Source organism: Pseudomonas abietaniphila, assembly GCF_900100795.1.
GTDB lineage: Bacteria > Pseudomonadota > Gammaproteobacteria > Pseudomonadales > Pseudomonadaceae > Aquipseudomonas > Aquipseudomonas abietaniphila.
In genome coordinates, this window is sequence record NZ_FNCO01000007.1 from 14649 (window position 1) to 40867 (window position 26219).

The following is a 26219-nucleotide window of genomic DNA, read 5'->3' on the forward strand; positions in this document are numbered from 1 at the left end:
GTCTTTACTCTTCAATCCGGGCACCGCGCCCGGCTCAGCGAAACTCGTTGAATGCGTTGGTTGGCGGCGCAGTGGATTCACGCAGCACGATGCTTGGGGCAACAATCAGCTGTTGCACCGCGCTGTCGCCACGGGTCGAAATCCGCTTGAGCAAGACCTCGGCGGCCCGCTCGCCCAGCTGCAGAATCGACTGCCCCACGGTGGTCAGCGCCGGGAACACGTACTGACTCATCTGGATGTCGTCGAAGCCGATGACCGAAAGATCGGCGGGCACACGCACGTTGCGTTCCGCCGCCGCACGCAAAACGCCGATCCCCACCATGTCGTTGGCGGCAAAGATCGCCGTCGGCCGATCGTTTTCCAGCAACGTGCCTGCAGCCTTGTAGCCACTGGGCCCTGTGAAGTCGCTTTCCACGACCCAGCTGTCCGGGACGTCGATACCCGCCTCCTGCATCGCACGGTGATAACCGGCCAGACGCATGCGCGCAACGCTGGTTTCAGCGGGTCCACTGATACAGGCGATGTGCCGATGCCCCAACCCCAGCAGGTGCGAGGTGGCCAGATAGGCGCCCAGCTCATGGTCGATGCGCACCAGATCGGCCGTGATATTTTCCAGGTCACGGTCGACGATGACCATCGGCGTCCTGACCGATGCCAGGCTGTCGACCAGGCTGTCACCGCCGCCCACCGATGAAACGATCAACCCGTCCACACGCTTCTCCAGCAGCACGCGCAAATAGTTGCGCTGCTTGTCCAGATTGTCGTCGGAGTTGCAGAGGATCACGCAGAACCCGTTGCGCTCGCAGTAATCCTCGATGCCTCGAGCGAGCTCGGCAAAGTAAGGGTTGATGCCGTTGGGAATCAGCAACCCGATGGTCGCAGTGGATTTGGCTTTCAGGGAGCGCGCCACGGCACTGGGCACGTAGTCCAGTTGCGCAATGGCGGCTTCCACTTTCTTGCGCACTTCGTCGCTAACCGGTCGCGTTCTGTTGAGAACGTGCGACACGGTGGTGTACGAAATGCCTGCAATTGCAGCCACATCTTTGATGGTGGCCATATCAGCCGCGCCGCCGTGCGCGATTGCTGCGGTAAGTGTCCAGGATGACCGCCACCACAATCACCGCACCGGTGATGATGCGCTTGGTCGGCTCCGTTGCGCCGATCTGCGCAAGGCCCGCGGCCAGCACCGAGATGATCAGCACACCGAAGAACGTGCTGATGACCGAGCCACGTCCACCCATCAGGCTGGTGCCGCCGATGACCACGGCAGCGATCACTTGCAGTTCCAGCCCGGAGCCCGCGTTAGGGTCGGCCGCTTCCAGGCGTGAAATCTGGAACAGCGCGGCAAGGCCCGCCAGCAATCCCATGAGCGAGAACACCAGAATCTTGTAGGGCTTTGGATTGATCCCGGCCAGACGCACAGCTTCCTCATTGGTGCCGATGCCGATCAGGTAACGACCGAACACCGTGCGGGTGAGCACTGCCTGAGCGGCGAAGATCACCAGCAGCGCGATGACGAATGAGGGCGAGATGCCAAATGCAAACGGATTGGACAGCCAGGCAAACGAGTCGCCGATGTAGGCGGTGCGCGAATCGGTCAACTGATACGCCACGCCACGGGCCATTTCCAGCACGCCGAGCGAGACGATGAACGACGGTATGCGCCACGCCACCGTGATCGAGCCGGTCAGCGTACCCGCCGCGGTCGCGCACACCATGCCCAGCAACGCCGAAGGAAAAACGCCCCATCCCCAGCCGAGCATCGCCACGCTGACGGCCGATGCCGCCAGGGCCAGCACCGACCCCACCGACAGGTCAATCCCGCCGATGATCAGGATGAACGTCATGCCGACCGCCAGCACCATCAGATCGGGAATCTGGTTGGCCAGCGTGCTGAAGGTCTCATAGGACAGGAAGTGATCGCTGAGCAGCGAGAACAGCACGATCATGGCGAGCAACGCGCCCGCCAGGCCCAAGTAGGTGCCCAGGCCGAAATAGTTGCCGCTGCGCTTGCCGGGAGAAGGCAGCGCGGCCGAAGGAGTCGAGGTTTTCATCAGTCGTTCCTGGGCGCTGCTTCAGACAGCAGCGCATCACGTTTTTGATAGCCGGCGAAAGCGGCAGCGAGCAGTTCGTCCTGTGTCCAGGTGTCGCGTTCGAAGGTGTCGATCAGGCGTCCGGCAGACAACACGCCAATGCGGTCGCAGATCAGCATCAACTCGCGCAGATCACTGGAAACCACCACCAGCGCCCTGCCCTGACGGGTCAGTTCGCCCAGCAGCGCGTAGATATCGAACTTGGCCCCGACATCGATGCCGCGGGTTGGCTCGTCGAACAGCATCACCTGACAGTCGCGCTCCAGCCACCGGCCGATCACGACCTTCTGCTGATTGCCGCCAGACAACTCCGACACCAGTTGGGTCGGACTCGAACTGCGAATACGCATGGCGTCGACCTGACGTCTGGCCAGCGCCATTTCGGCACCGGCGTTGACCACGCCGCCACTGGAAATCGCTTCCATGTTGCCCAGCGCGATGTTGGCGCTGATCGACTGCGACAGCAGCAGGCCTTCGCCCTTGCGATCCTCGGTGATCAGGGCAATGCCGTGGCTGACAGCATCGACCGGCGAGTTCACGCGCACCGGCTTCAACGGGCTGCCGACTTCAATGGAGCCGCTGTCTGCCGCATCCGCGCCGTAGATAAGGCGCAGCAGCTCGGTGCGGCCTGCACCGATCAGTCCCGAAATGCCGAAAATCTCGCCCGCGCGTACGTCAAAGGACACATCGCGCACTTTGTCGGAGCGACTCAAGCCTTTTACCGACAGCGCCACGTTACCGATCTGGCGCTGTCCCAGGTCGATCTGCTCGCCCAGTTCGCGACCGACCATCAGGGTCACCAATTGCTCGCTATTGTAGTTGGCCATGGCGTCCACACACACCAGCTTGCCGTCCCGCAGCACGGCGATGCGCTGAGCGACGCGTGCCAGCTCTTCCAGGCGATGGGAGATGTAAACGATGGAAACGCCGCGATCCTGCAAGCGTGTGATCTGCTCGAACAGCATCTCCACTTCACGGGCCGTCAGCATCGCAGTCGGCTCGTCGAGAATCAGAACGTGGCAATCGCCGATCAAGTTGCGGGCGATTTCGACCATCTGTTGATGACCGATGCCTAACTCACCGACCAACATGTCGGGGTCGATAGCGTCCAGCCCGACCTGAGCCATGGCCTTCAGCGCATCGTCACGCAGTTTTTTGCGGTTGATGAAGCCGGCACGGCTGGGCAGGTTATCGAGGAACAGGTTCTCTGCCACCGACAACGTAGGCAGCAGGTTCAACTCCTGCATGACCATGCGCACGCCCAGCTTTTCAGCCTGGGTGCGACTCGCCGGTTCGTAGGCCTGTCCCTGAAACTGCATGTGGCCGGTGGTGGGTGTCACCAACCCGCCGATGATTTTGGACAAGGTGCTTTTCCCCGCACCGTTCTCCCCGGTCAACGCCAACACTTCCCCACGCATCAGCGTCAGGTCGATGTCACCGAGAACAGGTTGGGCGTAGGTTTTGCCGATGCCACTGACAGATAGAACAGCGGCCTGAGCAGACGCTGACATAACGCTCTCCACGCGCCTGCCCTTGCGGGCAGGCGGTATTTACAGGTGTTTTAGGACAGCCGGATTACTGGGGCTTGGTGACCAGTTCAACCGGGGTCTCGATCACACCGTCCTTGATGTCGAGTTTCTCGCCCTTGACCATCTTCAGGGCGGTGTCGATGCCGAACACAGCCTGACGGGCGGCGAACTGGTCAGCCGTCGCGAGTACGCGACCATCCTTGAGCATCGGTTTGATGGCATTGATGTTGTCGTAACCCACAACCTGCACCTTGCCCGCTTTGCCCGCTGCACGGACAGCCGACACAGCACCCAGCGCCATGCTGTCGTTACCGGCCAGCAAGGCTTTCAGGTTCGGGTATTCGTTGAGCATCGCCGAGGCAACCGCGTTGCCCTTGTCGATTTCCCAGTTACCCGACTGCGTGGAGACGATTTTCATCTGCGCAGCTTCCATCGCGTCCTTGAAGCCCGCTGTGCGCTGCTGTGCGTTGGTCGTGGTTGGCACGCCTTCGATGATGCCGACCTGATCGCCCGCCGTCAGTTGCTTGGCCAGGTAGTCACCCACCAGTTTGGCGCCCTTGCGGTTGTTCGGGCCTACGAAAGGCACTTCCATGCCCTTGCTTTTCAACACGTCGGCATCGAGCTGGTTGTCGATGTTGACGACTTTGATACCGGCGTCCTGGGCCTTCTTGAGCACGGACGCCAGCGCCTTGGAGTCTGCCGGTGCAATCACCAGCGCATCGACTTTCTTGACGATCATCTGATTGACGATATCGATCTGCGCGGACGTGTCTGATTCGTTCTTGATACCGTTGGAGATCAGGTCGAAATCAGCAGAATGGTCTTTTTGGTAGGCCTTCGCGCCGTCTTCCATGGTCAGGAAGAATTCATTGGCGAGGGATTTCATCACCAGCGCGACGGTGGGTTTCTTCGCGTCGTCGGCGTAGGCAGAAGAGAGAGGCAGGGATACAGCACTTGCGGTGAGCATGGCAACAGCAAGAAGACGTGCAGCGAATGGCAGCTTCATGGAATCACTCCGACATTTATGATTATTTTATCGGCACCGAATGCGCGTCGACGGTTACCTACCTCGACCAATCGCAAACGTTTGCGTGGGTGAAACTATGAGAATCGCTGCACGATTTGTCAACAGCGTAAACGCTTGGCTGCGTCACAGGCGAGGTGGCTCACCTTTCTCTCGCTCTGGCTTTCGCTCTGAAGGACCGGTGTATCAGGAACGCCGCGACCTCTAAGTCGGGCCGCTGGCCAGCATTTTCCATTCGGATATCCGAATGAAAGCGCACGCAAATATTCGGCAGTCCGGACATTCCGCAGCGCTATGTGTTTCACCCCTTCAATGAAACAGGGAGCATTCCTGCGCCGCTCGACCAGTTTCCGATTGGTATGGATTCTGCACCCTCCCAGGGCGCTGCGTTTTTCTGGATCAGGGTTTTTCTCGATCAGGAACAACGGGCTCCACCGGTGTCAGGACGGCACCGTCACTACACAGCGGGAAAAATAACAATGAATGCTGCAGTCAATACGTTCAAATCAGGCGCCTTGGCCTTCTGCTTCCTCCTCGCTCCGGGCATTACATGGGCGGACACCGCCGAACAACCACCGCAACAGAAATCGAAGCTCGCCAACGTGGTCATCCTGGCCACTGGCGGCACCATTGCCGGTGCAGGCGCCAGCACCGCCAACAGCGCGACCTATCAGGCTGCGAAGGTCGGCGTCGACAAGCTGATCGCTGGCGTTCCAGAGCTGGCGACGCTGGCCAACGTGCGCGGCGAGCAGGTTTTACAGATTGCGTCAGAGAGCATCACCAACGAGAACCTGCTGCAACTGGGTAAACGAGTCGCCGAACTGGCTGACAGCCCGGACGTCGATGGCATTGTCATCACGCACGGCACAGACACGCTGGAGGAAACCGCTTACTTCCTCAACCTCGTCGAAAAAACCGAGAAGCCTATCGTCGTGGTCGGGTCCATGCGTCCAGGCACCGCCATGTCGGCGGATGGCATGCTTAACCTGTACAACGCCGTTGCCGTAGCCAGCAACCCGGAGTCCAAAGGCAAAGGTGTGTTAGTGACCATGAACGACGAAATCCAGTCCGGTCGTGACGTCAGCAAGATGATCAACATCAAGACCGAAGCATTCAAGAGCCCGTGGGGCGCGCTGGGTATGGTGGTCGAGGGCAAATCCTACTGGTTCCGCCTGCCCGCGAAACGTCATACTCAGAACTCGGAATTCGATATCCGCCAGATCAGCAGCCTGCCTCAGGTGGACATCGCGTACGCCTACGGCAACGTCAACGACACGGCGTACAAGGCACTGGCGCAATCAGGCGCCAAGGCAATCATTCATGCCGGCACGGGCAATGGATCCGTATCCTCGAAAGTGGTGCCCGCGCTTCAAGCGCTGCGCAAAGACGGCGTACAGATCATTCGCTCATCGCATGTCAATGCCGGCGGTTTCGTACTGCGCAACGCAGAGCAGCCGGATGACAAATACGACTGGGTGGTCGCTCATGATTTGAATCCGCAGAAAGCCCGGATTCTGGCGATGGTGGGATTGACGAAAACCAACGACAGCAAAGAGCTGCAACGGATGTTCTGGGAATACTGATGTAAATCCTTGTCCCCAAAAAGAGGCGCCTGATCGATTCGATCAGGCGCCTCAGTGATTCAGTCTTCTTCTTTAACCGTTGCCACCTCGTCCGCACGCACCTTCACGGCCTTTCCGGAAATGTCCTCGAACTCGTAAAATCCGTCCTTGCTCTTGGTCTTCGGCGCGTCCTTGGTGACGTATTGAGTACCGTTCTGCAGTGTCACCACCGTTGACGTCGAGCAGCCCGCCAGCAGCGCGCAGCACACCCATGCGACAGGCAATCCCAACCCTCTGATAGTCATGAAAACTCCTTAATCTTTCGGCCATTGCGAACGGATTCGCTTACACAAGATCTGATCGACTCGATCGGCTTTGGTTCGCAAGCCGAACAGGGGTAGGAGAAATCATGCAAGTGAAGCGGCTGGAGCGACTAGCCCTGCTCCAATCTTGCGAAACGTCCCACAGTGAAATACTGTATGCACATACAGCAATAACAAGGGATACCTTTCGTGTCTAAACATGCCGCTTCAGCCGCTGAACTTCCGGGTGCCTACGAGCGCCTGGGCATCCGCATTCAAAAGATCATCAATTCACCCACCGCGCAGAAATCCCGCGCCGCGCTGATCTTTCGCCTGCCTGACGAGCAGGAAGATGACTGGAACCAGTTGCTCGAAGAGATCGCGGAAAACGACAACGTCACCCTCGCCTACCGAGATGACGGCGGAGTACAGATTTTCTGGACCGTGCCCAAGGAGGACTGATCAGCACCCCGCTGTAACCCGAACCGATCAAACCCGCCCTTCCGGCGAGCCACTGCGCTCGCCGTCGCTTTAACCAGCCCGTAGTTGGAAAACAATGCTCAGATTTTTTGTTTCGTTGCTGTTGACCCTTTCTTTCCTGCAGACCGCTTGCGCCGACGTCAATATCGGCACCTGGAACCTGGAGCACCTGAGTGTGCGGCCAAACAAGGATTTTCAAGGCATTGCCAAAGTCGCGCAAAAGGTCGACTTTCTCGCCGTGCAGGAATTGATGAACGAGGACGCCTTGCAAGCCTTGGCCAAGGAGTTGACCAAACAGACCGGCAAGCACTGGAGTTCGATGGCCTCACATGCAGTTGGCCGATCCTCTTACAAGGAGATGTATGGTTTCGTGTGGCGTGACGACGTGGTCGCCTACGAAGATGGCGCCGTCACCTACCTTGACCGCAACGACACCTTCGAACGGGAACCGTATTCTGCACGCTTCAAATCGCTCAGGGACGGCACCACGTTTGTGGTCGCCACGGTGCATATTCTGTATGGCAAGAGCCAGTCCGACCGCGCCTCGGAAATCACTGCACTCTCCAGCTACTGGGCCTGGCTGAAAGACACCTACCCCGGCAACAACCAGATCATGCTGATGGGCGACTTCAATACGCCACCGACCTCGCCTGCCTGGGACAACCTGGATGCCAGCGCCCGGCCCTTGGTGCTCAATGGCGCGAGCACGCTCTCGACCACTGATGGAAAATTCTCCAACCTCTACGACAACATCTTCGTCAGCAAGCATTCGGCGATCAAGGTCAACAGCGTACAGGTCTTCAATTACCCCAAATACCTGGCCATGACCCACGCGCAGGGACGTGACAGGGTGTCCGACCATGCGCCGATTTTCCTCAGCGCCGACTTCAGTGGAGGCAGCGCGTCCACAGCCGTTGCGCAACCTGCAACAACGCGGCCTAATCCGATGAAACCCGCGGCCGCCAGCGCCGACAGCGGGAAGAATCTGACGCTGGCGATTCGTGGCAACAAGAAAACCATGGTTTACCACCGTCCGGACTGCCCGTCCTATAACGCAGTGTCGGAAAAAAACCGGGTTGAATTCGACAACGCTGCCGCTGCTGAAGCGCAGCATTATCATCTGGCGGGCAACTGCCACTGATTACGTCACGCCTGAAACCGCGTGAGCCATTTGCCCAGGGGGCGCTTTCATCAGGCGCTCCCTGGGCCGAGAAAAACATTCCTCTACTTGCGCGCCAGCTCATGCTGGACACAGCCGTCGTAATACGTCTGCTTCACCGCGGCCGGTTTCAGACGTGACGGGCTCTTGTAGGTTTGCTCCGTGATACCCAACGCCATCTTGCGCATCCAGGGCTTGGAAAACGTCCGCACCTGCAGCTTCTTTCGTGCGCTGTACAACGTCGTGCCGGAAAGCTTGGATTGCTGCGCCGTACCGGCCATGCCAGCGCCCCACTTGCAGACGTCCAGATCGTGCTTGCTGAGGTCCCGTGCCTGGGTTGGCAGTGCCGTCATCATCAACACAAACCCCGCTACGCTCAAACCCACTCTACGCATACGCCCTCGTCCCGGAATCGACTGAAAAAGAAGGATTTTTCCAGAAAACAACGCATACGCGGGCCATCAAATTGCCCTTTCTCTGAATATTTGTTTGCACGAAGGATGCCCCCGACAATCCTCCTGAAACCGAAGCGGTCCATACATCCAAAACCGTGCAAATGTGTAGTGGTGCACACCAACGAATTGACGCTTCCATCCAAACAGATATGGCACATTGCCGCTGATCGGCGCACGGTTCAAAAGGCCGGAAAACAATGCAATTCTCCGGTGGTCGGTAGCGCTGAGCGGCATGCCCGGCCTACTCGTCTCAGGCAGAGAAAACGCACCACGATCATGGCCCTCCTGCAGTACGGGCAGGCCTGTATCGGTCTCGAAATGAAGTGACGGCACCGTCGATGCATTCGGCGACCATGCTGTTCAGGTACACGGGGAAGTACTCACATTCAGCGGGACGTGCACAACGTCTAACGGGCTAAAGACGATGAATGATTCCAAGGATTTTGAAATTCATTACCGGTTTCGAGGCGAACCCAGGCATTTCTCTCATCAAGCAAGGCATCTTTGCGAAAGCGATGCGCTGCACTTCGCCACGTTGCACGCGGGCGTCGGAACCCTTGATGGCGGTGTCGCAGCGGGCCCCTTTCGACTCGCCAAGCTCAACGCCGAAGGACTCGGCGTGACGCAGGTCCAATGGAAACGTACGTAAGACGATAAAAGTCCAAACCATCCTCATATCGAGTGGTCGGTATTTACAAGCAGCGCTCATGAAACCAGCAAAGCGAGGAAAATATGACCATTGATAACGCGCTCAAGAAAGAAGTCCTGACCCGGTTGTTACACGCACATCCGGCGGGGCTGGGCAAAGAGGTTCTGGATAACTACAGGGGGGAACACGCTGTCGCGGATACCCTGGAAGAACTGCAGAAAGCAGGGCTTATCCACGATGGATGTGTCGAGATTCCCGAGAAGGGCGAACGCACCCTCAAGTACCCGGTGAAGCTGAGTTCTGCGGGCGTCGACGCCGCGAAGCAGCTAGGGGGCTAAACAGGCGTTCACAAAAAAACCGGCTTCGGCCGGTTTTTTTCAGTGTGGTGTTCTCCCCTAGTGCTGCCGATCTGATCATCCTTGAGCCGGTCAGGCAGCAGCACCACAGGGGAACGGGAAGGAGCCTACAAGGTATGTCGGCCCTTAGTCACTCGTACAATTGTGACTTTATTCGTCCAGATGTGACTGCCCTCACACTGGCGGATAATCACCCGTCCCATCCGGCCAGGGCGTCAACAACTCGAACCCGGTCTGAGTGACCGCCACCATGTGTTCCCACTGTGCCGACAGGGATTGATCCCGGGTCAGTACGGTCCAGCCGTCATCCAGAACATGGGTTCCGGGTTTGCCAGCGTTAATCATCGGCTCGATGGTGAAAACCATTCCCGGTTTGAGTTTCAAGCCCTTCCCGGCGGCGCCGTAATGCAGCACCTGCGGCTCTTCGTGGTATTTACGCCCGATGCCATGCCCACAGTATTCGCGGACCACGCTGAAGCCTTCCCGGTAAGCCACGGTCTGGATAGCGTTACCAATGTCGCCCAGCGTCGCGCCAGGCCTCACCGCATGTATGCCCGCCAACGTGGCTTCATAGGTGGTTTCGACCAGACGTCGCGCCAACGGGCTGACTTCTCCGACGTAATACATGCGACTGGTGTCGCCATACCAACCATCCTTGATGACCGCGACATCGATGTTGACGATGTCGCCTTCCTTGAGGATATCGTCCGCTGAAGGGATGCCGTGGCACACCACCGCGTTCGGCGAAATGCACGTCGTCTTGGTGAAACCGTGGTACCCGACGTTGGCCGGAATGACATTCAACTCGTTAACGATGTAATCGTTGCAGATGTCATCGAGCGCCTCGGTGCTGATGCCGGGTTTCACGTGCTGAGCGATCATTGCCAAGACGTCCGCAGCCAGCCGTCCGGCGATTCTCAGCCCCACCAGATCGGCTTCGCTTTTGATACTGATGCTCATCGCGACACCGCCCTGAACTGAGGTTCGTGAACAATGGCCTCTTCAGCCTGCGGGCTCGGCAGCGCGTCGCCCGTCGCTTCAGCCCGGATCAATAACTGGCAGATATCGCTGTAGTTCAACCCGGGATTGAGTTCGGCGAGCATGCCCACCCTCATCCAGTGTTCGGCCTGCGCATTTATTGAACGGCTCAGCGCCGCGCTGGCAGAGCGTATGTTGTCGTGCATCTGTTCGGAAATCTTGACCAGTCCCATGTTTGACCTCGCGATGAATATACGAAGCATATACGTTGCGTATATTCATCCGCAACACCGCCTTTTGGCATGGGTCTGGACGAATGCATCACGCAGACGAAGCAGCAGCAGCGTCCGTCGCGCATTCAGACAACGAGGTGGCAAGTTGAGAAATCGCCTCCTGATCGTCTTCGCTCAATGCCCGGTAATGGGTAATGATCGCCCGCTCGGCATCGTTCAGCGTATCGGTAGCGATCGGTGTTCGTTTGCCCGAGAGCACATACAGGACATCGACGCCTTTTTTTCCAAGCGCTGCGAGGTAATCGGAACGAGGAATGCGTTCGCCGCTTTCGTATTTGCCTTGGGCATTGGCTTCTACGCCCCCAATCGCGCCGAATTCCTGTTGCGAGAGTCCGAGGCTTTTGCGTTCTTCTTTCAGGCGTGAACCAAGATCTTTCATAAACATGGGCCTCTGATTTGACTATGTTTAAAGCAAGACCCCATTGGTCTGGGGGAGTTGCGATCCACCCGACAATTGTTCAAGCTGCGCGCTTTTCGACCCTCATGAAATGGTCATGATGGCCGATAGATTCGGATGGAGAGCTTGTCATTTTTCATGGCAACCCGATTTTTGCAGTTCGGAGACCAGACGTGATTACATTTTTGCTGGGTTGGTGCGTTCTATCCGTCATAGGCACTCTGCTGGCACTGAGCCTGATCAGAACAGGCAAGGCGCGTCAGCCGGACGCCGATCAAACCCAAGTCCCGGCACTTCAGGTTGCCGTGGCGACTGTCTCGGCTCAGAAGCACTGAGCCCGTCACTGCACTGCACTACCACCTTAGTCCTGTCGAGCGATGTGCGGGGAAATCATTCCGCCGCAGATGGGCCGTGCCCGCCCGGAAAAACCTCGACGTTCGAGACAAACGCCAGGTCCACCTGACTGGCGCTGAACTGACGTACCCCTGCCGCAAGGGCAAGAAAATCCTCGCGCTGCATCTCATTGCCCCAGACGCTGCTGAAGGTAGGCTCTGCGGCCTGGACGGTGAATGCAATGCTGGTTTCGGCTTGATTCATGAGCATGGTCGATTCCCTTTCACTGAATACTGTTTAAACATACAGTATTTTCATCGACCTCCAAACGCAAGTCATGATTCGACGAGCGGTCGTTCGGGTGGGCGGATCCATCGGACCCATCGCCTCTGCACCCAAGAGGACTGAAACGCACCAGGAGCGCAGTATCAGGCAAGAACGGCGCAGTATCCGAATAACGCCCCTAGGGCTCTGCGACGTAGCCTGCACAGGTTGACAAGCGCCACCTCTCCAGAGCGCTTGCGCCTGTTTGCGAGGTTCAACCATGAAAACCCTGATCGCGTTACTGATGACGTTGATGCTGGCCGCTGTCAGTGCCACCGCCTTGGCCATGCCGTGCGGCAAAGCCGGCAAATCGTCCAGCGAGGCCCTCGACAGTCAGCATCTGATGCCCCTGCACATCGCCGAGCAAAGCCCGGTTGCTCTGAAGCGTCCGGGCACGCTGCCGAAACTGGAGGCTTAAGCGCTGGCAAGTGCCTTGAGACGATTCAAATCGTCTGTCGACAGCACGATCCCCTCTGCCAGGGATTGTTCACGCTGCCGGTACCGACGATCGCCGGGCATGCGTTGCTGACCCACACCATGCATCTGCCTCACCAGCTCTTCGCTGCGCTCGGCAAACGCGTGCCCGCTGCCCTTGTCCGGATCGATGACAATGATCATCTGGCCGGTCCACGGGGTTTGCGCGCCCGGTTTGGTGGACATGTCAAAGCCGAATGAGAAGTTGCCGCCGGTCAATGCAGCAGACAGCAATTCGACCATCATCGACAGCGCCGACCCTTTGTAACCACCAAAGGGCAAGAGCGCGCCGCCATCAAGGATCGCCTTCGGGTCTTCGGTTGGGTGTCCCGCCCGATCCACGCCCATGCCCGGCGGCAACAGGCGCCCTTCCCTTGCGGCAATCTGGACATCGCCGTGGGCAATCGCGCTGGTCGCCATGTCGAAGACGATGGGCTGACCACCCGCCCGAGGCGCCGCGAAAGCAATCGGATTGGTGCCGAACAACGGTTTCTGCGCGTCGTGAGGCACCACGCAGGTCATGCTGTTGACCACGCTCAACGCTACCAGCCCTTCCTGCGCGAAGGGCTCGACATCTGGCCACAGCGCCGCGAAATGATGCGAGTTGCGGATCGCCAGGATGGCAATCCCGGCAGTGCGCGCTTTCTCGATCAACAGCGCCTTGGCGGCCTGCATTGCAGGCTGTGCAAAGCCGCCACCAGCGTCCACCCGCACGAAACCGGCACCGACGTCTTCGACCTTCGGCACGGCCTGGCCGTCGACCCAACCTGCCGCCAGGGACGACAAATAACCCTTGATTCGAAAGATCCCGTGACTGTGCGATCCGTCGCGCTCCGCGCTGGCGCAGTTCTCGGCCAGTACCGCCGCCACCTCGGCCGACGTGCCGTGCCGCATGAATATCTGCCGCAGCAGTTCGGTCAGATCGCTGAAGGAAATCGTCTGGGTGTCTACGGGATCGCGGGGTGAAGACATCTGAAGCTCCGGTGTGATTATTGGAAGTGGAAGCCGAACAGAACGTAAGCGTCTGGAGAGTACTGTGCGCCGACAAATGGGTAAACTGCGCGACGGTGACGGCCTCACGTTCGCCTTCAGCCGATTAAGGATCGATCCATGGATTGTCAGACCCTCGTTCTCGGCGCCGGTATTGTCGGCGTCTGTTGCGCACTGCACCTGCAAGCCGCAGGCCAGAGCGTCATCTTGCTGGATCGTGACGAACCCGGCCGAGGCACCAGTCATGGCAACGCGGGCTTGATCGAGCGTTCCAGCATCATTCCTTATGCGTTCCCCCGCGAATGGTCACGCCTGCTGCGCTACGGTCTCAACCAACAGTCGTCCATGCGCTTCAGCCCTGCTTATCTGCCACGCCTCGCGCCTTGGCTGCTGCAGTACTGGCGGCAGTCCTCGCCGGACAACCTGGCGAAGGCCAGTCGCGCCATGCAACCACTGATCGAGCGCTGCGTCATCGAGCATGACCTGCTGGCAGAGGCGTCGGGCATGACCGGTTTGATGCGCGCCAAAGGCTGGATCGAGTTCTACCGCGATCAGCGCGAATTCGATCTGGCCGTCGCCGACGCTAAAACCTACGCCGCATACGGACTGCGCTGCGACATCCTCGACGCGGTTCAATTGCGTGATCGGGAGCCAAACCTCAGCGGCGCCGTGGGCGGCATCCATTGGCTCGACCCGAAAAGCGTGACCGATCCCGGTGCGCTGGTGCGCGGTTACGCCGCCTTGTTCGTGCAGCGTGGCGGCGTGCTGCTCAAAGGTGATGCACGCAGCCTGCGCCAGCTGGATGAAGGTTGGCAGGTCGACAGCGCGGACGGGGTGGTCAGTTCCCGGCAGGTGGTCGTGGCGTTAGGTCCACAATCGGCCGACGTGTTTTCGCGGTTCGGTTACCGCATTCCGTTGGCGATCAAGCGTGGCTATCACATGCACTACGCCTCACAACCGGGCGCCGCGCTGGAGCACTCCGTGATCGACGCCCAGGCGGGTTATGTGTTGGCGCCCATGGCACGGGGCATTCGGCTGACCACCGGGGTTGAGTTCGCCGCCAGCGATGCGCCCGCCAACGAGATCCAGCTGCGCCGTTGCGAGGCCATCGCACGCAAGCTTTACCCGCTGGGTGAACGTCTGGACGCCGAACCATGGCTGGGGCGCCGCCCGTGTTTGCCCGACATGCGTCCGGTCATCGGCGAGGCGCCCCGTCATCCCGGTCTGTGGTTCAACTTCGGCCATGCTCACCATGGCTTGACGCTCGGACCCGTGACGGGACGCCTGCTGGCGGACATGATGACGGGCAAGCCGACGTTTACCGATCCAGCGCCTTACAGCCCGGCGCGCTTTCGGTAATTCGTCGCCCTGCTCGAGGAAGATCGGCTTAAACGCCGATCACCTCACCAACGGTATCAACCGTTTCTGGAAGAACAGGCGTTGATGCCCCGGCGGGTAATCATCCAGGTGGCCGAATTCCTCATAACCGTGTTTGCGGTAGAAGTCGGGTGCCTGGAAATCAAACGTATCGAGCCAGATCCCGACGCAGTTCCGCTCACGGGCGAACGCTTCGGCCTTGTCCATCAACTGGCTGCCCATCCGCTGCCCCCGCGCCTGCTCAGGGACCACCAGCAACTCGATGAACAACCAGCGGTAAAGGATCCGTCCGTGCAAACCACCCAATACCGCATCGGTCTGCTCGTCTCGCACAAAAAACGCGAACTTTTCTGACAGCCCATCGCCGGCCTTCTCAGCGTTGTACGCTTTGAGCGGTTCGAGGATCTGCAGGCGTTCATCTTCGTCGGGATTGCTTTTGAATTCGATCCGCACACTCATGCGTCGCTTCCTGCTGACGGGAAATTGGGAGGCAAGGGTGTCGGATTCAATGAAAGGAGTAAAGCCTTGCGCCAACAGTGCGGGAACAACCGAACGGTGTTCCCGCAGGGACCTACAAGAGCGGCTGAACGCCGTCGAATCAGTCCTTCTGGTCGCGCAGCACGTTGCCGGAGGTGGCGTCGATGCGGAACTCATACGTCACGCTGTCCGCCTTGCGGCCCTCACCTTCCCAGTAACCATGGTCGTCCGCTTCGATCTTGTAGATTTCGGTGTAGCCCGCCGACTTGGCCTTTTCAATCGCTTTCTCGATGGTGATCCAGCCCGGGGCGGGTTTGTCGGCCAAGGCAAATTGAGCAGTGGCCAGTGCAGCAGTGGCAACAACGGCAGCGGTAAGTTGTTTAATCATGTTTGAACTCCATTTCCCTTCGCGGGCTTTATGACGTGCGATTTTTTGGAGTTGCCGGGGGAAAAAATAGTTCAGGCGAGGTTGTGTAACCGAGTGATGCAGTCGGCTGGCAGGAGCAGAGAGCTCGCCCGCTCCCACCGAAAACCGGTCATAGGGGCGTGACCGGATTGAGTCGCTCTCAGATCAGCGCTTGACCTTGCGACGCAAGACACCGTTCAACACGACCACCACCACCGCCACGAAGATCGCGATGTACTGGAAGGTCTTCTCGTCGAGCACGCCGATGGTCTGCAGGTGCGACAAGCCGAGCATGATGACCAGTACGCTCAGGGCGATGATGATCGAATAAATAAGACGCTGTTTGTTGGTCATTGCGAGTTTCCTGAAAACGGTCGAAATCATAGGCGCGGCGCGAATGCGCCCGACATGTTACGCCCTCCAAGCGCTGCTGGCATCCCGGAGCGCCCGCTGAACCTGCGGCGAAGCGTCTCGGTCGGCGGTTCTTGTCACTATGACGTGGTTTAATACGCGCCATTGTGTAGGAAATTTCACTGTTTCTGTTAAGGAGTCCCCAATGCCCCATGAAGGCAGCCCGCTGCAGGTTGCAGTCGTGTTTCTGCTCGCCGCCGTCGTCACCGTTCCACTGGCCAAACGGCTGCAACTGGGCGCTGTCATCGGTTACCTGATCGCCGGCGTGATCATCGGCCCCGCAGGTCTGGGGCTGATCAGCGACCTGGAAAGCGTATCGCATATCTCCGAGCTGGGCGTGGTCTTGCTGCTGTTCATCATCGGCCTTGAGCTGTCGCCAAAACGCCTCTGGGTCATGCGTAAATCGGTGTTCGGGGTTGGCTTGGCGCAGGTGTTGCTCACCGGTGTCATGATCGGCGCGGTCGCCCTCTTCGGCTTCGGCCAGCCACTGAACAGCGCGGTCGTATTGGGCCTGGGCCTGGCGTTGTCATCGACAGCATTTGGCCTGCAAAGCCTGGCCGAGCGCAAGGAACTGAACGCGCCGCACGGCCGCCTGGCCTTTGCCATTCTGCTGTTTCAGGACATCGCCGCCATTCCCCTGATTGCCTTGGTGCCCATGCTCGCGGGCGGCGATCACAACGCCAGCTCCAGCGACTCATTGCGTCACGGCCTGCAAGTGCTCGGCGGCATCGCCATCGTGGTGGTCGGTGGCCGCTATTTACTGCGTCCGGTGTTTCGCATCGTGGCCAAGACCAAGCTGCAAGAAGTGTCCACCGCCACTGCGTTACTGGTGGTGATCGGCACTGCGTGGCTGATGGACCTGGTCGGGGTGTCCATGGCCTTGGGTGCGTTTCTCGCCGGTCTGCTGTTGGCCGACTCGGAATACCGCCATGAGCTTGAATCACAGATCGAGCCGTTCAAAGGCTTGCTGTTGGGCCTGTTTTTTATCAGCGTGGGCATGGGTGCCAACATCGGCTTGCTGTTCAGCTCTCCGATCGTCGTATTGGGTCTGACGCTGCTGCTGATCGGCCTCAAATTGCCCTTGCTGTTCGTGGTCGGGCGTCTGGCCGGTGGCCTGGGCAAACAAAGCGCGTTGCGCCTCGGTCTGGTGCTGGCCGCCGGGGGTGAGTTTGCCTTCGTGGTGTTCCAGATCGGTCGTGACAAAGGCCTGTTCGATGCGCAACTGTACGACACGCTGGTGCTGACCATCACCCTGTCGATGGCGCTGACGCCGCTGCTGCTGCTGGTCATGTCGCGTTGGCTCAAGCCCAAGCCGGTGCACAAACCCGTGCCGGATGAATATCGCGAAATCGAGTCCGACAACCCCCGCGTAGTGATCGCGGGCATGGGCCGGATGGGCCAGATCGTCGCGCGAGTGCTGCGCGCGCAGAAGATCCCGTTCGTGGCCCTGGACACGTCGGTGGAAACCATCGAGCTCACCCGCAGCCGAGGCAACGTGGCCGTGTTTTATGGTGACCCGCTACGCCCGGAAATCCTGCGTGCCGCCAAGGTCGATCAGGCGGAGTATTTCGTCATTGCCACTGACGACCCGGACACCAACATCAAGACCGCCGAGCTGGTGCGCAAGCTCTACCCGCATCTGAAAATCATCGCCCGTGCGCGTAACCGCCAGCACGTACATCGCTTGATGGACCTCGACGCCGACCCGGTGAGAGAAACGTTTTATTCCAGCCTTGAGATGACCCGCCGCACGCTTATAGGGCTGGGCTTGAGCGAGGCGCAGGCGGCCGCGCGCATCAGTCGCTTCAAGCGTCACGACGAACAGGTGCTCAACCGTCAACACCTGATCTACGATGACGCAGCCAAGGTCATGCAGAGCGCGCTGGAATCCCGAGCGGAGCTGGCGGAACTGTTCGAGTCCGACCGCATCGACGAGGAAGCTGAACAGGCCGCCAAAGGCTAGGCCTTTCAGCGGGAGAGATCAGCGGCTCAGCGCGACCACGAATTCCAGAAAGGCGCGCACCTTGGCCGGCGGCAAATGCCGAGACGGGTACAACGCATACAGCGGGAAGTACTCGTCTGGCCAGTCCGTAAACAGCTCAATCAGCCGCCCGTCGCTGATCGCCGCCTCAACGCCCAGTTCCAGCACCTGCGCCACGGCCTGCCCTTCCTCGCAGATGCGGTGCATCGTGCCCACATCGTTGACCATCAGCCGCCCGCGCGTGTTGACGATCAGGCGCTCGGCACCCCGATGAAATCCCCACGGAAACGGCCGTCCGGTCTGCGAATCCCGAAAATCGATGCACACATGCGCAGGGCTTTCGAGGTCCGTGGGATGCTTTGGGCGACCGTGTTTTTTCAGGTAAGCCGGCGATGCAACGGTCAACACGCGTGTCTTGAGCAACTGTCGCCCGATGAACGAAGACGACGGTTGTTCACCAAACCGCACCGCCAGATCAACACCATCGGCCACCAGATCGCCCAGTTGCTCGCGGGTGAGCAGATCCAGTTCCAGTTCAGGATAAGTGGCCATGAAGTCGCCCAGCGCCGGCGCCAGAATCAGCCGGGAAAAATACGGATCGACGTTGACCCGTAGACGCCCTCTTACCGCCGTGGCACTGCCCGATGCCAGCGTCGCCGCTTCTTCCAGGCCGGCCAGCAGCGGCGCGATGTCCTCATACAACCGTCGCCCCTCATCGGTCAGCTTGACCGAGCGCGTGGTGCGATCGAACAGCCGAATGCCCAGCCGGGCCTCCAGGCGGGCAATGGCGCGGCTCACGCCTGACTGGGTCATGTCGAGCACATCGGCGGCTTTCACAAAGCTGCCGGTATCGACCACGGCCGAGAGAACTCCCATACCGCTCGCTAAACGTCCGTCGAAACTCATTAATGATTCCTGGGCATGCCTGCAATGACGCTCATGCTATCGGAGAATCAACAGCGTCGGCGCAATACTGCTCGAATCGGCGACGCGAGGTCGCCCTCAATGAGGCATTCAGCATGTACACAATCATGGGCGTGACCGGGCAAGTGGGCAGCGAAGTCGCGCGTCACCTGTTGGCAGCGGGCAAGCCGGTGCGCGCGGTGGTGCGCAGTGCCGAGAAAGGCGAGTCTTGGGCCAGCCAAGGTTGCGATGTCGCGATAGCGGATGTGGACGACCTTTCTGCATTGACCCAGGCCTTCCAGAACAGCACGGCGGTATTCGTCCTGTTGCCCCCCAACTTTTCGCCGTCCGAAGGCTTTCCCGAAACCCGTAAGGTCATCGCCCACTTGCATGACGCACTGGCCGCCGCACGTCCCGGCAAAGTGGTATGCCTGTCCACCATCGGCGCGCAGGCCACCGAGCCCAATCTGCTCAATCAACTGCAGTGGCTGGAAAAAAGCCTGAGTGCACTCGACCTGCCCGTGACGTTTCTGCGGCCCGGCTGGTTCATGGAAAACTGCTTGTGGGACGTCGAGCCCGCCCTTCAGACCGGCGTGATCCCAAGCTTTTTACAACCGCTGGACAAACCTGTACCGATGATTGCCACCGCCGACGTCGGTCGCGTCGCGGCCGAGTTGTTGCAGGAACAGTGGTTTGGCAAACGCATCGTCGAACTGGAGGGCGAGCAGCATGTGACGCCCAACCAGATCGCCGACACGTTCAGCGAGCTGCTGGGCAAACCGGTCACCATGGAGGTCGTTCCTCGGGAGACCTGGCACGCACTGTTCACCTCACAGGGCATGAGCAACCCGGTGCCGCGCATGCAGATGCTCGACGGTTTCAACGAAGGCTGGATTCGCTTCGAAGGCCTGCCCCGCAAAGGTCGTGTCAGCCTGGCGAGCGTGCTGGAAGCACTCTTGGCCCGACACGGTTGATCACGGCGCGCGAAACGCTTTGACGTGCTCAATGAAACGCGTAACCGCCGGCGCTTTCTCGTAGCGCCGGTGGATCAATGACAGATAGGAGGTCGGCTCACAGCCTTCGATGCGTCTGAATACCACGTTCGGCAAGGTGATGTGATCGACCACCGACTCAGGCACCACCGCCACGCCCTGCCCGAGACTCACCAAGGCAATCACCGACACCAGGCCGCCAGGCTGCGGGCCCAGCGTCGGCGCGAACCCGCCTTGCGCGGCGACTTCCAGTGTTCCGGAGATCTGTTCGGGAAGGATGAACGTTTCGGCCTGCAAGTGGATCGCGTTGATCACCTTGAGCTTGCACAGCCACGAGCTGGCCGGGAGCGCCAGCGCAAAGCCTTCGGTCAGCAGCTTCACCGCGCTGACGGACTCCGGCAAGCTCATGGGCGAACGAATGAAACCCACGTCCAGCCGTCCTTCTTCGATCATCTTGGGCAAGGCCGGCATGGGGGATTCGGTGAGGGTGAAATCGACATCGGCATAGCGCTGGCGAAACTCGCCGACCAGACGCTGCAGCACACCGGAGAACACCGCAGACGCGACATACCCCAGCTCGATTCTTCCCGCCTCACCCCGCCCGGCGCGCTGCACGTTGTATTGCGCCGTTTCGAACTGCCGCACGGCCAGTTCCGCCTCGATCTGCAGGGCGCGACCTGCATCGGTCAGGCGGACTTCCCGTTGCTCGCGCACGAACAACCGAGTGCCCAGCGCGCTTTCAAGGTCTTGAATCTGCCGGGTCAGCGTGGGGGGCGCGATGCCCAACTGCTCGGCGGCCCGGGTGAAGTGTCGGTGTCTGGCGACGGCAAGGAAGTAGCGAAAGTGACGAATTTCCATCAGTCGTTACCTCAAAGGTAATAAAAACGTTCGGGACAGGTAACGCAGCATAGGCCATCCAGCGGTATTGTGAACCCCTCACCGATCCAGCTCTGTAGCGGGCGCGCCAGGAGTGCCGATGTTTGAAGCACCTTGGTCATTTGGCTTCAGGCCCTTGAGGGCCAGTGCACCGCTAAAGAACGGTTTCGCAAACATTAGCTAGAACCTAATTTGTTGCCGGAGTCATCGCCATGCCGTCAGCCAGCGCCCGAATCATCAGCCCTCGCATGACCCTGCTCACTGCCTCCGGCGTGTGCTCGCTGATCGTCCTCGACACGAACATTGTTGCGGTGACCCTGCCCAGTATTGCGCGCGATCTGGGTGCCGGGTTTGCCGACATTGAGTGGGTGGTCAGCGCCTACATGCTGGCCTTCGCGGCGTTGCTGCTGCCTGCGGGCAGCCTGGCCGATCGCTTCGGTCGCAAGAAAATGCTGCTCACTGGTCTGGTGCTGTTCATTCTGGCTTCGGTGGGCTGCGGCGCAGCGCCCACTATCCTGATGCTCGACATCGCACGAGCCATCAAAGGCGTCGGTGCAGCCCTGTTGCTGACCTCGGCACTGGCCACCATCGGCCATGTCTTCCACGACGAAGCCGAGCGGGCCAAGGCCTGGGCGTTCTGGGGCGCGTGCATGGGCGTGGCGATGACCGCCGCGCCAACGGTGGGCGGATTGATCGCCGAGCTGGTCGGCTGGCGCTGGATTTTCTTCCTCAACCTGCCGGTCGGCCTGATCCTGCTGAGCATGGTGATGCGCAACATCGGTGAATCACGCAACGAACAATCGGCGCGCCTCGACCCGTGGGGCAGCCTGTTTTTCAGTGCCAGTCTGCTGAGTCTGATCTGGGGCCTGATCGAGGCCAACCGGATCGGCTGGGACAACCCGCTGACCTTTGCCCGATTGATGGGCGGCGGCCTGCTGCTGGTACTGTTTTTTCTGGCCGAACGCGTGCAACGCCGCCCGATGGTGGACTTGCACCTGTTCAAATCTGCGAGGTTCGTCGGCGCGCTGCTGGGGATGTTCGCCTATGCCGGGTGCGCGCAGGTGATGATGACGCTGCTGCCGTTTTACCTGCAGAACGGCTTGGGTTTCAGCGCGATTGATTCAGGACTGGGCATGCTGCCGTTTGCAATCACCATGCTCCTGTGCCCGCGTCTGGGGCCAGGGCTGTCACGTCATCTGTCTGCGGCCGCGATGATGGCGTTGGGGCTGACGCTGGTCAGCACCGGCAACCTGTTGTGCGCCTGGGCGACGTCCACCGGGGGCTACCCGGCGTTCGCACTGGCCATGGCGGTGACCGGAGCCGGTGCGGGTCTGCTCAACGGCGACACCCAGAAAAACATCATGGCCTGCGTGCCGCGCGAACGCACCGGCATGGCGTCGGGCATGAGCACCACCATGCGTTTCAGCGCGATCATGCTAGCGGTTGGCGTCTACGGTGCGCTGCTCGCCAGCCACACGGTAAATGCACTCAACATCAACCTGCACAACAGTGCGCCCGCCTGGTTGGATCAAGCCGAGTTCATTGCCTCCCGCGTGGTGGCCGGGGACATGACGGCCGCCTTGCAATCCGTCGGTGCCAGCGCCCGGGGAGTGGTTCAACCGCTGGCGCAACAGGCGTTCGTCACGGGGTTTGCATCGGTGTTGTGGGTGGCGGGATTCGTCGGTCTGTTCGCCGCGCTGCTGGTGGGCACGTTGATGCGCAAACCCATCCCGACATTACAGCCGAACGTCGCCTGATCAGTCTTGCCGCTTGAGCCATTCGCCAGGCGCGTCCCTTTTTATCCTCCGTGCAGGGAATAACCGTCGACGCGCTTCGTCATACGGGCTCAAGAAAGTCATCCCGCTCGATATGAGGAAGCCCACCATGAAAACCACACTGATCGCCCTGACCCTGACCGCGCTGAGCAGCTTCGCCCTGACCGCCAACGCGGACGTGAAGAACATGCCGCAGGTTCAGGAATACACCTACGGCACCAAGGTCGACATCGCTGAAGTGACCAAGACACCGAACCTGAACTTCTGCGGCGTGCGTCCAGTGGACCTGGGTTATGTCGACCACATGGGCAAGGCGCACACCCTGCGCTACGAAACCAGCGGCAACACCTGCCTGGGCGACAACTGATTCTCAGGATCCGGCCGCTGTCCGAGAAAGGTCGCTTTCAACCATAACAACGGCGACCTCTCGCACTCATGACGACTACGCACATTCTGATCCTGCGTTCGACCTGCCGATAGGCAATGGATCGCGGCGAATCAGGTGTGGTGGCCTCGGAGACCTACCGCGCGGCCAGCGCCCACACCCGCGCCAGATCCCGAGCGCGGTCATGCAGCAGTGTCGCGGCAGTGCGACAGGCCTGATCCAGCGTCATCGGGCCGCTGGTCAGGGCGAAAGCGGCGCTGATGCCGTGTTCGTAGAGATCGGCATACCCGTCGCCCAACGTGCCCGCCAGCACGATCACCGGGACGTTCGCGCGCGCAGCGATTTTGGCGACACCGAACGGCGTCTTTCCGCGCAACGTCTGGGCATCAAAACGCCCTTCCCCAGTGATCACCAGGTCGGCCCCTTCCAAGGCGTCTGCCAGACCGGTCAGGTCGGCGACCACGTCCACGCCAGGACGGAACGACGCGTTCAGATAGGCCTTCGCCGCAAAGCCCATGCCGCCCGCAGCGCCACTGCCGGGATGCTCGCTGTCGTCCTTGCCCAGCACGCTGGCTGATTGTTTGGCGAAGTGACCCAGTGCGGCATCCAGCGCCAGGACCTGTTCAGGCGACGCGCCTTTTTGCGGACCGAAGACATGCGAGGCGCCTTGCGCACCGCAGAGCGGGTTGTTGACGTCAGCGGCGACTTCGAATTGCACGTCCTTGAGGCGCGGGTCCATGTGCTCGATCTCGATCCGGGCGACCTTGCGCAGCGCCAGCCCGCCCGGCGGCAAAGGTTCATCATTGCTGTCCAGAAAACGCGCGCCGAGGGCCGACAGCATGCCGGTGCCCGCATCGTTGGTCGCGCTGCCACCAATGGCCAGGATGACTCGCTGAGCGCCCGCTTCCAGCGCGGCGGCGATCAACTCGCCGGTGCCGTAGGTGGTCGTGACCGTGGCGTCACGCTGTTCCAGGGTCAGCAACTGCAAACCGCTGGCCATGGCCATTTCGATGATTGCGGTGCGGGTTTCCGCCAGCCAGCCCCACTGCGCTTCCACCGGCTGACCCAGCGGGCCCGTCACCCGGTTTTTCATCCATTGCCCGTCGCACGCCGCCAGCACGGCCTCGATGGTGCCTTCACCGCCATCGGCCATCGGGCATTCGATCAGCTGTGCATCTGGCCAGACGTCACGCAGACCCGTGGCGATCGCTTGAGCCACACCTTGCGCGCTGAGGCTGTCCTTGAAGGAATCCGGGGCAATGACGATTTTCATGGTGTTCTCCTTGTTCGATAGTCGCGATCTTCTCACTGCCCGCCATTTTTTCCGCCTGACCTTCGCACAACGGCCCAGCCATCCTGTTGTTCATCCGAACAAAACATCACGCGCACCGCTTCAGCGCGCCACCATCTGCATCCCCAGATACAGCCGCAACAGATCATCGGTGCGATACGGGTCGCACCCGCTGACCTCGGCCACTTTCTCCAGCCGGTAACGCAAACTGTTGCGATGAATCCCCAACGCATCGGCGCAGGCCTGGCTTTCGCCGCTGTAATCGAACCAGGCACGCAGGGTGTCGAGCAATTGCCCGTTGCCTTGCAATTTCATGACCGGTTCTGCCACGCCCTCAGCCAGCCAGTCATGCCGGTTGCGCCAGAACAGCACCGACAGGCGATGAGTCGCCAGGCGCAACAGTTTCTGTTGCGGCTGAACGTGACGGGCGTAATCGAGCAGGTCGCGGGCCGCGGCGCAGGCGTTGCGCAACGATTGGAGATCCGATGAAGGTTCGACCGTCGCCATGCGCAACACCGGCCAGCCTTGCTCATCGAACTGTTCCAGTAACAGCGCGTCATCCCGGTCTTTACCGGCCGCGCGGCACCAGTAAACCAGGCTCGGCTCGCAGGACACGCACCAACTGTTGGCATAACGGCCGTTGAGCCAAGCCGCAAGCTGGCCGGCATACGCGGCATCTGCTGGCAGCTCGATCAGCACGGCCTGACGCGGCAGTTGCGGCTGCAATCCGAGTTGTTCCGCCTCATCGATCAAGTGCAGTGCGCTGTCACCCAACAGCAGACGCGACAAAAGGTCCTCGCTGCGCTGATGCCGCCACTGTTGATCGGCCTGCTGACGACGGTGCTCCATGAGCATCTCGGCGGTCATCTTGACCAACTCGGCATACACCCGAACTTGGTCCGGTTCACCGGTGATGCCCAATACCCCGACCAGCTGTTGATCCAGCATCAGCGGCAGGTTCACGCCCGGCCGGACGCCGTTCAACTGCTTGGCCGTGTGAGAATCGATCTCCACCACGCGACTGTTGGCCAACACCAGTTGAGCGCCCTCATGCCGCGTGTACAACCGCTCCGCCTCACCGCTGCCAATGATGATGCCCAGGTAATCCATCACGTTGACGTTGCACGGCAAGATCGCCATCGCCCGATCGACGATGTCCTGGGCCAGGGCATGATCAAGGGCAAACACGGGGCACATCCGGCGAGCTGGGCGATTGAAGGTTCATACACATCACGACATGTTTTTGTTGGTTGGGGGAGTCTGCCTGATTCTTGGTCTGAGTGCGATTGACCGCTAGCATGGCCAGCTCACTATAAGTAATATCAACAAAAGACTTATTTAAGTCTTATAGGCGCTCATGAACAGGATCGCATGGACAAGGAAGGCCGTGAAACAGCTTCTAAAATTGCACACGCAACATCAGGTTCAGATCAGGGATGCGATCACCCGACTGGAACAAATGCCCGATGTCGTCAACGTGAAAAACCTGGTCAATCACGCCTATGGATACAGGCTGCGGGTGGGCGACTATCGGGTCCTGTTCGATTGGGACGGCGGCATCAAAATCGTCAGTATTCAGGAGATAAAGAGACGCGATGAGCGCACCTACTAATAACGTTCAGATCATCAACGGTCCCGATGGCAAACCTGCTTTTGTGGTCATTCCTTATGACGAGTACGTCCATCAGCACGGAGGGAATGATCTTATCCCTCATGAAGTCGTCAGCCGAATCGTCGACGGGTCCACTCCAATCCGGGCTTGGCGAGAACACCTGGACTTGACGCAGGAAGAAGTCGCCAGAAGGCTCGGTATCTCGCAACCGGCGTATGCGCAACAGGAGTCCGTGGCCCGCCCCCGTAAAGCCACACGGGAGAAGATTGCCAAGGCCTTCGGAATCCGTCCTGACCAACTGGACGTTTAAAGCGACTGCTACCGTGCCGCCTTCA

The 26219-nt window shown here is 59.9% G+C and carries 32 protein-coding genes; 14 read left to right on the forward strand and 18 right to left on the reverse strand.

The window, feature by feature from the left end; translation table 11 throughout:
- Positions 1–34: 34 nt before the first annotated feature.
- The 4 genes from BLS87_RS14600 to BLS87_RS14615 form a co-directional block, all read right to left on the reverse strand.
- The gene (locus tag BLS87_RS14600; RefSeq protein ID WP_074753198.1) at positions 35–1057 is read right to left on the reverse strand and encodes a LacI family DNA-binding transcriptional regulator; all 1023 of its coding nucleotides are present in this window, start codon (positions 1055–1057) and stop codon (positions 35–37) included.
- Between the two features lies 1 nt (position 1058).
- Positions 1059–2054: an ABC transporter permease gene (locus BLS87_RS14605; protein ID WP_074753199.1), complete on the reverse strand. Its 996-nt coding sequence runs from the start codon at positions 2052–2054 to the stop codon at positions 1059–1061.
- On the reverse strand, positions 2054–3604 hold the full coding sequence (locus BLS87_RS14610; RefSeq protein WP_074753200.1) for a sugar ABC transporter ATP-binding protein: 1551 nt from the start codon (positions 3602–3604) through the stop codon (positions 2054–2056). Before BLS87_RS14610 ends, BLS87_RS14605 begins: the two co-directional genes overlap by 1 nt.
- 64 nt (positions 3605–3668) lie before the next feature.
- Positions 3669–4628, reverse strand: coding sequence for a sugar ABC transporter substrate-binding protein (locus BLS87_RS14615; RefSeq protein ID WP_074753201.1), 960 nt, complete (start codon positions 4626–4628; stop codon positions 3669–3671).
- A gap of 497 nt (positions 4629–5125) precedes the next feature.
- Here BLS87_RS14615 and BLS87_RS14620 point away from each other — a divergent pair, with 497 nt between their 5' ends.
- Complete coding sequence (locus BLS87_RS14620) at positions 5126–6229, forward strand: asparaginase (RefSeq protein WP_074753202.1); 1104 nt, start codon at positions 5126–5128, stop codon at positions 6227–6229.
- Positions 6230–6288: 59 nt separating this feature from the next.
- Here BLS87_RS14620 and BLS87_RS14625 read toward each other — a convergent pair whose 3' ends face one another.
- Positions 6289–6513: a YgdI/YgdR family lipoprotein gene (locus BLS87_RS14625; RefSeq protein ID WP_074753203.1), complete on the reverse strand. Its 225-nt coding sequence runs from the start codon at positions 6511–6513 to the stop codon at positions 6289–6291.
- 207 nt (positions 6514–6720) lie between these two features.
- Between BLS87_RS14625 and BLS87_RS14630 the strand changes: the two genes are divergently transcribed.
- Complete coding sequence (locus tag BLS87_RS14630; protein WP_074753204.1) at positions 6721–6972, forward strand: DUF1654 domain-containing protein; 252 nt, start codon at positions 6721–6723, stop codon at positions 6970–6972.
- Positions 6973–7066: 94 nt separating this feature from the next.
- Entirely contained in the window at positions 7067–8131 is a 1065-nt protein-coding gene (locus BLS87_RS14635; RefSeq protein ID WP_074753205.1) for an endonuclease/exonuclease/phosphatase family protein, read from the forward strand.
- A gap of 83 nt (positions 8132–8214) precedes the next feature.
- Here BLS87_RS14635 and BLS87_RS14640 read toward each other — a convergent pair whose 3' ends face one another.
- On the reverse strand, positions 8215–8544 hold the full coding sequence (locus BLS87_RS14640) for a hypothetical protein (RefSeq protein ID WP_074753206.1): 330 nt from the start codon (positions 8542–8544) through the stop codon (positions 8215–8217).
- A 484-nt stretch (positions 8545–9028) separates the two neighbouring features.
- Between BLS87_RS14640 and BLS87_RS14645 the strand changes: the two genes are divergently transcribed.
- Both BLS87_RS14645 and BLS87_RS14650 read left to right on the forward strand, forming a co-directional pair.
- Positions 9029–9253, forward strand: coding sequence for a DUF6555 family protein (locus BLS87_RS14645; RefSeq protein ID WP_074753207.1), 225 nt, complete (start codon positions 9029–9031; stop codon positions 9251–9253).
- 83 nt (positions 9254–9336) lie between these two features.
- Positions 9337–9591 carry a hypothetical protein gene (locus tag BLS87_RS14650; protein WP_074753208.1) on the forward strand — a complete coding sequence of 85 codons (255 nt, stop codon included), beginning with the start codon at positions 9337–9339 and terminating at the stop codon, positions 9589–9591.
- Between the two features lie 192 nt (positions 9592–9783).
- On the opposite strand, the gene map is transcribed toward BLS87_RS14650, so the two are convergent.
- From map to BLS87_RS14665, 3 genes are all read right to left on the reverse strand, one after another.
- Positions 9784–10569 (reverse strand): type I methionyl aminopeptidase, encoded by a 786-nt coding sequence (map, locus tag BLS87_RS14655; RefSeq protein WP_074753209.1) that lies wholly within the window; start codon positions 10567–10569, stop codon positions 9784–9786.
- Positions 10566–10820: a ParD-like family protein gene (locus tag BLS87_RS14660; protein ID WP_074753210.1), complete on the reverse strand. Its 255-nt coding sequence runs from the start codon at positions 10818–10820 to the stop codon at positions 10566–10568. The genes map and BLS87_RS14660 overlap by 4 nt, the downstream gene beginning before the upstream one ends.
- Positions 10821–10908: 88 nt before the next feature.
- The gene (locus BLS87_RS14665; RefSeq protein WP_074753211.1) at positions 10909–11259 is read right to left on the reverse strand and encodes a helix-turn-helix domain-containing protein; all 351 of its coding nucleotides are present in this window, start codon (positions 11257–11259) and stop codon (positions 10909–10911) included.
- A 191-nt stretch (positions 11260–11450) separates the two neighbouring features.
- Between BLS87_RS14665 and BLS87_RS34170 the strand changes: the two genes are divergently transcribed.
- Positions 11451–11612 (forward strand): hypothetical protein, encoded by a 162-nt coding sequence (locus tag BLS87_RS34170; protein ID WP_167362068.1) that lies wholly within the window; start codon positions 11451–11453, stop codon positions 11610–11612.
- Between the two features lie 55 nt (positions 11613–11667).
- Here BLS87_RS34170 and BLS87_RS14670 read toward each other — a convergent pair whose 3' ends face one another.
- Positions 11668–11874 carry a hypothetical protein gene (locus BLS87_RS14670; RefSeq protein WP_425262224.1) on the reverse strand — a complete coding sequence of 69 codons (207 nt, stop codon included), beginning with the start codon at positions 11872–11874 and terminating at the stop codon, positions 11668–11670.
- 280 nt (positions 11875–12154) lie between these two features.
- On the opposite strand from BLS87_RS14670, the gene BLS87_RS14675 reads away from it, so the two are divergent.
- The gene (locus BLS87_RS14675; protein WP_074753213.1) at positions 12155–12352 is read left to right on the forward strand and encodes a hypothetical protein; all 198 of its coding nucleotides are present in this window, start codon (positions 12155–12157) and stop codon (positions 12350–12352) included.
- Here BLS87_RS14675 and BLS87_RS14680 read toward each other — a convergent pair.
- A complete protein-coding gene (locus tag BLS87_RS14680) occupies positions 12349–13380 on the reverse strand; it encodes an Ldh family oxidoreductase (protein ID WP_074753214.1) in 1032 nt (343 codons plus the stop codon). The genes BLS87_RS14675 and BLS87_RS14680 overlap by 4 nt on opposite strands.
- Positions 13381–13518: 138 nt before the next feature.
- Between BLS87_RS14680 and BLS87_RS14685 the strand changes: the two genes are divergently transcribed.
- On the forward strand, positions 13519–14757 hold the full coding sequence (locus tag BLS87_RS14685; RefSeq protein ID WP_074753215.1) for an NAD(P)/FAD-dependent oxidoreductase: 1239 nt from the start codon (positions 13519–13521) through the stop codon (positions 14755–14757).
- Between the two features lie 39 nt (positions 14758–14796).
- Here the strand turns inward: BLS87_RS14685 and BLS87_RS14690 are convergent, their stop codons facing one another.
- The 3 genes from BLS87_RS14690 to BLS87_RS14700 form a co-directional block, all read right to left on the reverse strand.
- Positions 14797–15234, reverse strand: a complete 438-nt coding sequence (locus BLS87_RS14690) for a GNAT family N-acetyltransferase (RefSeq protein ID WP_074753216.1) — start codon at positions 15232–15234, stop codon at positions 14797–14799.
- A 139-nt stretch (positions 15235–15373) separates the two neighbouring features.
- On the reverse strand, positions 15374–15640 hold the full coding sequence (locus BLS87_RS14695) for a PepSY domain-containing protein (RefSeq protein ID WP_074753217.1): 267 nt from the start codon (positions 15638–15640) through the stop codon (positions 15374–15376).
- A gap of 183 nt (positions 15641–15823) precedes the next feature.
- Entirely contained in the window at positions 15824–16012 is a 189-nt protein-coding gene (locus BLS87_RS14700) for a hypothetical protein (RefSeq protein ID WP_062387252.1), read from the reverse strand.
- Positions 16013–16214: 202 nt separating this feature from the next.
- Here BLS87_RS14700 and BLS87_RS14705 point away from each other — a divergent pair, with 202 nt between their 5' ends.
- Positions 16215–18032 carry a monovalent cation:proton antiporter-2 (CPA2) family protein gene (locus BLS87_RS14705; protein WP_074753218.1) on the forward strand — a complete coding sequence of 606 codons (1818 nt, stop codon included), beginning with the start codon at positions 16215–16217 and terminating at the stop codon, positions 18030–18032.
- An 18-nt stretch (positions 18033–18050) separates the two neighbouring features.
- On the opposite strand, the gene BLS87_RS14710 is transcribed toward BLS87_RS14705, so the two are convergent.
- The gene (locus BLS87_RS14710; RefSeq protein ID WP_074753219.1) at positions 18051–18956 is read right to left on the reverse strand and encodes a LysR family transcriptional regulator; all 906 of its coding nucleotides are present in this window, start codon (positions 18954–18956) and stop codon (positions 18051–18053) included.
- 113 nt (positions 18957–19069) lie between these two features.
- Between BLS87_RS14710 and BLS87_RS14715 the strand changes: the two genes are divergently transcribed.
- Positions 19070–19927 (forward strand): NmrA family NAD(P)-binding protein, encoded by an 858-nt coding sequence (locus BLS87_RS14715; protein ID WP_074753220.1) that lies wholly within the window; start codon positions 19070–19072, stop codon positions 19925–19927.
- On the opposite strand, the gene BLS87_RS14720 is transcribed toward BLS87_RS14715, so the two are convergent.
- Positions 19928–20803, reverse strand: coding sequence for a LysR family transcriptional regulator (locus tag BLS87_RS14720; protein ID WP_074753221.1), 876 nt, complete (start codon positions 20801–20803; stop codon positions 19928–19930).
- A gap of 230 nt (positions 20804–21033) precedes the next feature.
- Between BLS87_RS14720 and BLS87_RS14725 the strand changes: the two genes are divergently transcribed.
- Both BLS87_RS14725 and BLS87_RS14730 read left to right on the forward strand, forming a co-directional pair.
- A complete protein-coding gene (locus BLS87_RS14725) occupies positions 21034–22578 on the forward strand; it encodes an MFS transporter (protein WP_074753222.1) in 1545 nt (514 codons plus the stop codon).
- A gap of 127 nt (positions 22579–22705) precedes the next feature.
- On the forward strand, positions 22706–22963 hold the full coding sequence (locus BLS87_RS14730) for a DUF2790 domain-containing protein (RefSeq protein WP_074753223.1): 258 nt from the start codon (positions 22706–22708) through the stop codon (positions 22961–22963).
- A gap of 154 nt (positions 22964–23117) precedes the next feature.
- Here the strand turns inward: BLS87_RS14730 and BLS87_RS14735 are convergent, their stop codons facing one another.
- Both BLS87_RS14735 and BLS87_RS14740 read right to left on the reverse strand, forming a co-directional pair.
- Positions 23118–24254: a glycerate kinase gene (locus tag BLS87_RS14735; RefSeq protein ID WP_074753224.1), complete on the reverse strand. Its 1137-nt coding sequence runs from the start codon at positions 24252–24254 to the stop codon at positions 23118–23120.
- A 120-nt stretch (positions 24255–24374) separates the two neighbouring features.
- Complete coding sequence (locus BLS87_RS14740; RefSeq protein ID WP_074753225.1) at positions 24375–25460, reverse strand: sugar diacid recognition domain-containing protein; 1086 nt, start codon at positions 25458–25460, stop codon at positions 24375–24377.
- 169 nt (positions 25461–25629) lie between these two features.
- Here BLS87_RS14740 and BLS87_RS14745 point away from each other — a divergent pair, with 169 nt between their 5' ends.
- Positions 25630–25884: a type II toxin-antitoxin system RelE family toxin gene (locus BLS87_RS14745; RefSeq protein WP_074753226.1), complete on the forward strand. Its 255-nt coding sequence runs from the start codon at positions 25630–25632 to the stop codon at positions 25882–25884.
- Positions 25868–26194 carry a helix-turn-helix domain-containing protein gene (locus BLS87_RS14750; RefSeq protein WP_074753227.1) on the forward strand — a complete coding sequence of 109 codons (327 nt, stop codon included), beginning with the start codon at positions 25868–25870 and terminating at the stop codon, positions 26192–26194. Before BLS87_RS14745 ends, BLS87_RS14750 begins: the two co-directional genes overlap by 17 nt.
- Positions 26195–26219 lie beyond the last annotated feature (25 nt).

What these genes read in the sequence shown, in the direction of transcription:
- BLS87_RS14600 (WP_074753198.1), bottom strand. Translation starts at nt 1,057, where the DNA reads ATGGCCACCATCAAAGATGTGGCTGCAATTGCAGGCATTTCGTACACC.
- BLS87_RS14610 (WP_074753200.1), bottom strand. Translation starts at nt 3,604, where the DNA reads ATGTCAGCGTCTGCTCAGGCCGCTGTTCTATCTGTCAGTGGCATCGGC.
- BLS87_RS14640 (WP_074753206.1), bottom strand. Translation starts at nt 8,544, where the DNA reads ATGCGTAGAGTGGGTTTGAGCGTAGCGGGGTTTGTGTTGATGATGACG.
- BLS87_RS14750 (WP_074753227.1), top strand. Translation starts at nt 25,868, where the DNA reads ATGAGCGCACCTACTAATAACGTTCAGATCATCAACGGTCCCGATGGC.
- BLS87_RS14745 (WP_074753226.1), top strand. Translation starts at nt 25,630, where the DNA reads ATGAACAGGATCGCATGGACAAGGAAGGCCGTGAAACAGCTTCTAAAA.
- BLS87_RS14680 (WP_074753214.1), bottom strand. Translation starts at nt 13,380, where the DNA reads ATGTCTTCACCCCGCGATCCCGTAGACACCCAGACGATTTCCTTCAGC.
- BLS87_RS14685 (WP_074753215.1), top strand. Translation starts at nt 13,519, where the DNA reads ATGGATTGTCAGACCCTCGTTCTCGGCGCCGGTATTGTCGGCGTCTGT.
- BLS87_RS14735 (WP_074753224.1), bottom strand. Translation starts at nt 24,254, where the DNA reads ATGAAAATCGTCATTGCCCCGGATTCCTTCAAGGACAGCCTCAGCGCG.
- BLS87_RS14620 (WP_074753202.1), top strand. Translation starts at nt 5,126, where the DNA reads ATGAATGCTGCAGTCAATACGTTCAAATCAGGCGCCTTGGCCTTCTGC.
- BLS87_RS14660 (WP_074753210.1), bottom strand. Translation starts at nt 10,820, where the DNA reads ATGGGACTGGTCAAGATTTCCGAACAGATGCACGACAACATACGCTCT.
- BLS87_RS14675 (WP_074753213.1), top strand. Translation starts at nt 12,155, where the DNA reads ATGAAAACCCTGATCGCGTTACTGATGACGTTGATGCTGGCCGCTGTC.
- BLS87_RS14670 (WP_425262224.1), bottom strand. Translation starts at nt 11,874, where the DNA reads ATGAATCAAGCCGAAACCAGCATTGCATTCACCGTCCAGGCCGCAGAG.
- BLS87_RS14635 (WP_074753205.1), top strand. Translation starts at nt 7,067, where the DNA reads ATGCTCAGATTTTTTGTTTCGTTGCTGTTGACCCTTTCTTTCCTGCAG.
- map (WP_074753209.1), bottom strand. Translation starts at nt 10,569, where the DNA reads ATGAGCATCAGTATCAAAAGCGAAGCCGATCTGGTGGGGCTGAGAATC.
- BLS87_RS14650 (WP_074753208.1), top strand. Translation starts at nt 9,337, where the DNA reads ATGACCATTGATAACGCGCTCAAGAAAGAAGTCCTGACCCGGTTGTTA.
- BLS87_RS14665 (WP_074753211.1), bottom strand. Translation starts at nt 11,259, where the DNA reads ATGAAAGATCTTGGTTCACGCCTGAAAGAAGAACGCAAAAGCCTCGGA.
- BLS87_RS14615 (WP_074753201.1), bottom strand. Translation starts at nt 4,628, where the DNA reads ATGAAGCTGCCATTCGCTGCACGTCTTCTTGCTGTTGCCATGCTCACC.
- BLS87_RS14690 (WP_074753216.1), bottom strand. Translation starts at nt 15,234, where the DNA reads ATGAGTGTGCGGATCGAATTCAAAAGCAATCCCGACGAAGATGAACGC.
- BLS87_RS14625 (WP_074753203.1), bottom strand. Translation starts at nt 6,513, where the DNA reads ATGACTATCAGAGGGTTGGGATTGCCTGTCGCATGGGTGTGCTGCGCG.
- BLS87_RS14725 (WP_074753222.1), top strand. Translation starts at nt 21,034, where the DNA reads ATGCCGTCAGCCAGCGCCCGAATCATCAGCCCTCGCATGACCCTGCTC.
- BLS87_RS14645 (WP_074753207.1), top strand. Translation starts at nt 9,029, where the DNA reads ATGAATGATTCCAAGGATTTTGAAATTCATTACCGGTTTCGAGGCGAA.
- BLS87_RS14720 (WP_074753221.1), bottom strand. Translation starts at nt 20,803, where the DNA reads ATGGAAATTCGTCACTTTCGCTACTTCCTTGCCGTCGCCAGACACCGA.
- BLS87_RS14730 (WP_074753223.1), top strand. Translation starts at nt 22,706, where the DNA reads ATGAAAACCACACTGATCGCCCTGACCCTGACCGCGCTGAGCAGCTTC.
- BLS87_RS14605 (WP_074753199.1), bottom strand. Translation starts at nt 2,054, where the DNA reads ATGAAAACCTCGACTCCTTCGGCCGCGCTGCCTTCTCCCGGCAAGCGC.
- BLS87_RS14705 (WP_074753218.1), top strand. Translation starts at nt 16,215, where the DNA reads ATGCCCCATGAAGGCAGCCCGCTGCAGGTTGCAGTCGTGTTTCTGCTC.
- BLS87_RS14700 (WP_062387252.1), bottom strand. Translation starts at nt 16,012, where the DNA reads ATGACCAACAAACAGCGTCTTATTTATTCGATCATCATCGCCCTGAGC.
- BLS87_RS14695 (WP_074753217.1), bottom strand. Translation starts at nt 15,640, where the DNA reads ATGATTAAACAACTTACCGCTGCCGTTGTTGCCACTGCTGCACTGGCC.
- BLS87_RS14715 (WP_074753220.1), top strand. Translation starts at nt 19,070, where the DNA reads ATGTACACAATCATGGGCGTGACCGGGCAAGTGGGCAGCGAAGTCGCG.
- BLS87_RS14710 (WP_074753219.1), bottom strand. Translation starts at nt 18,956, where the DNA reads ATGAGTTTCGACGGACGTTTAGCGAGCGGTATGGGAGTTCTCTCGGCC.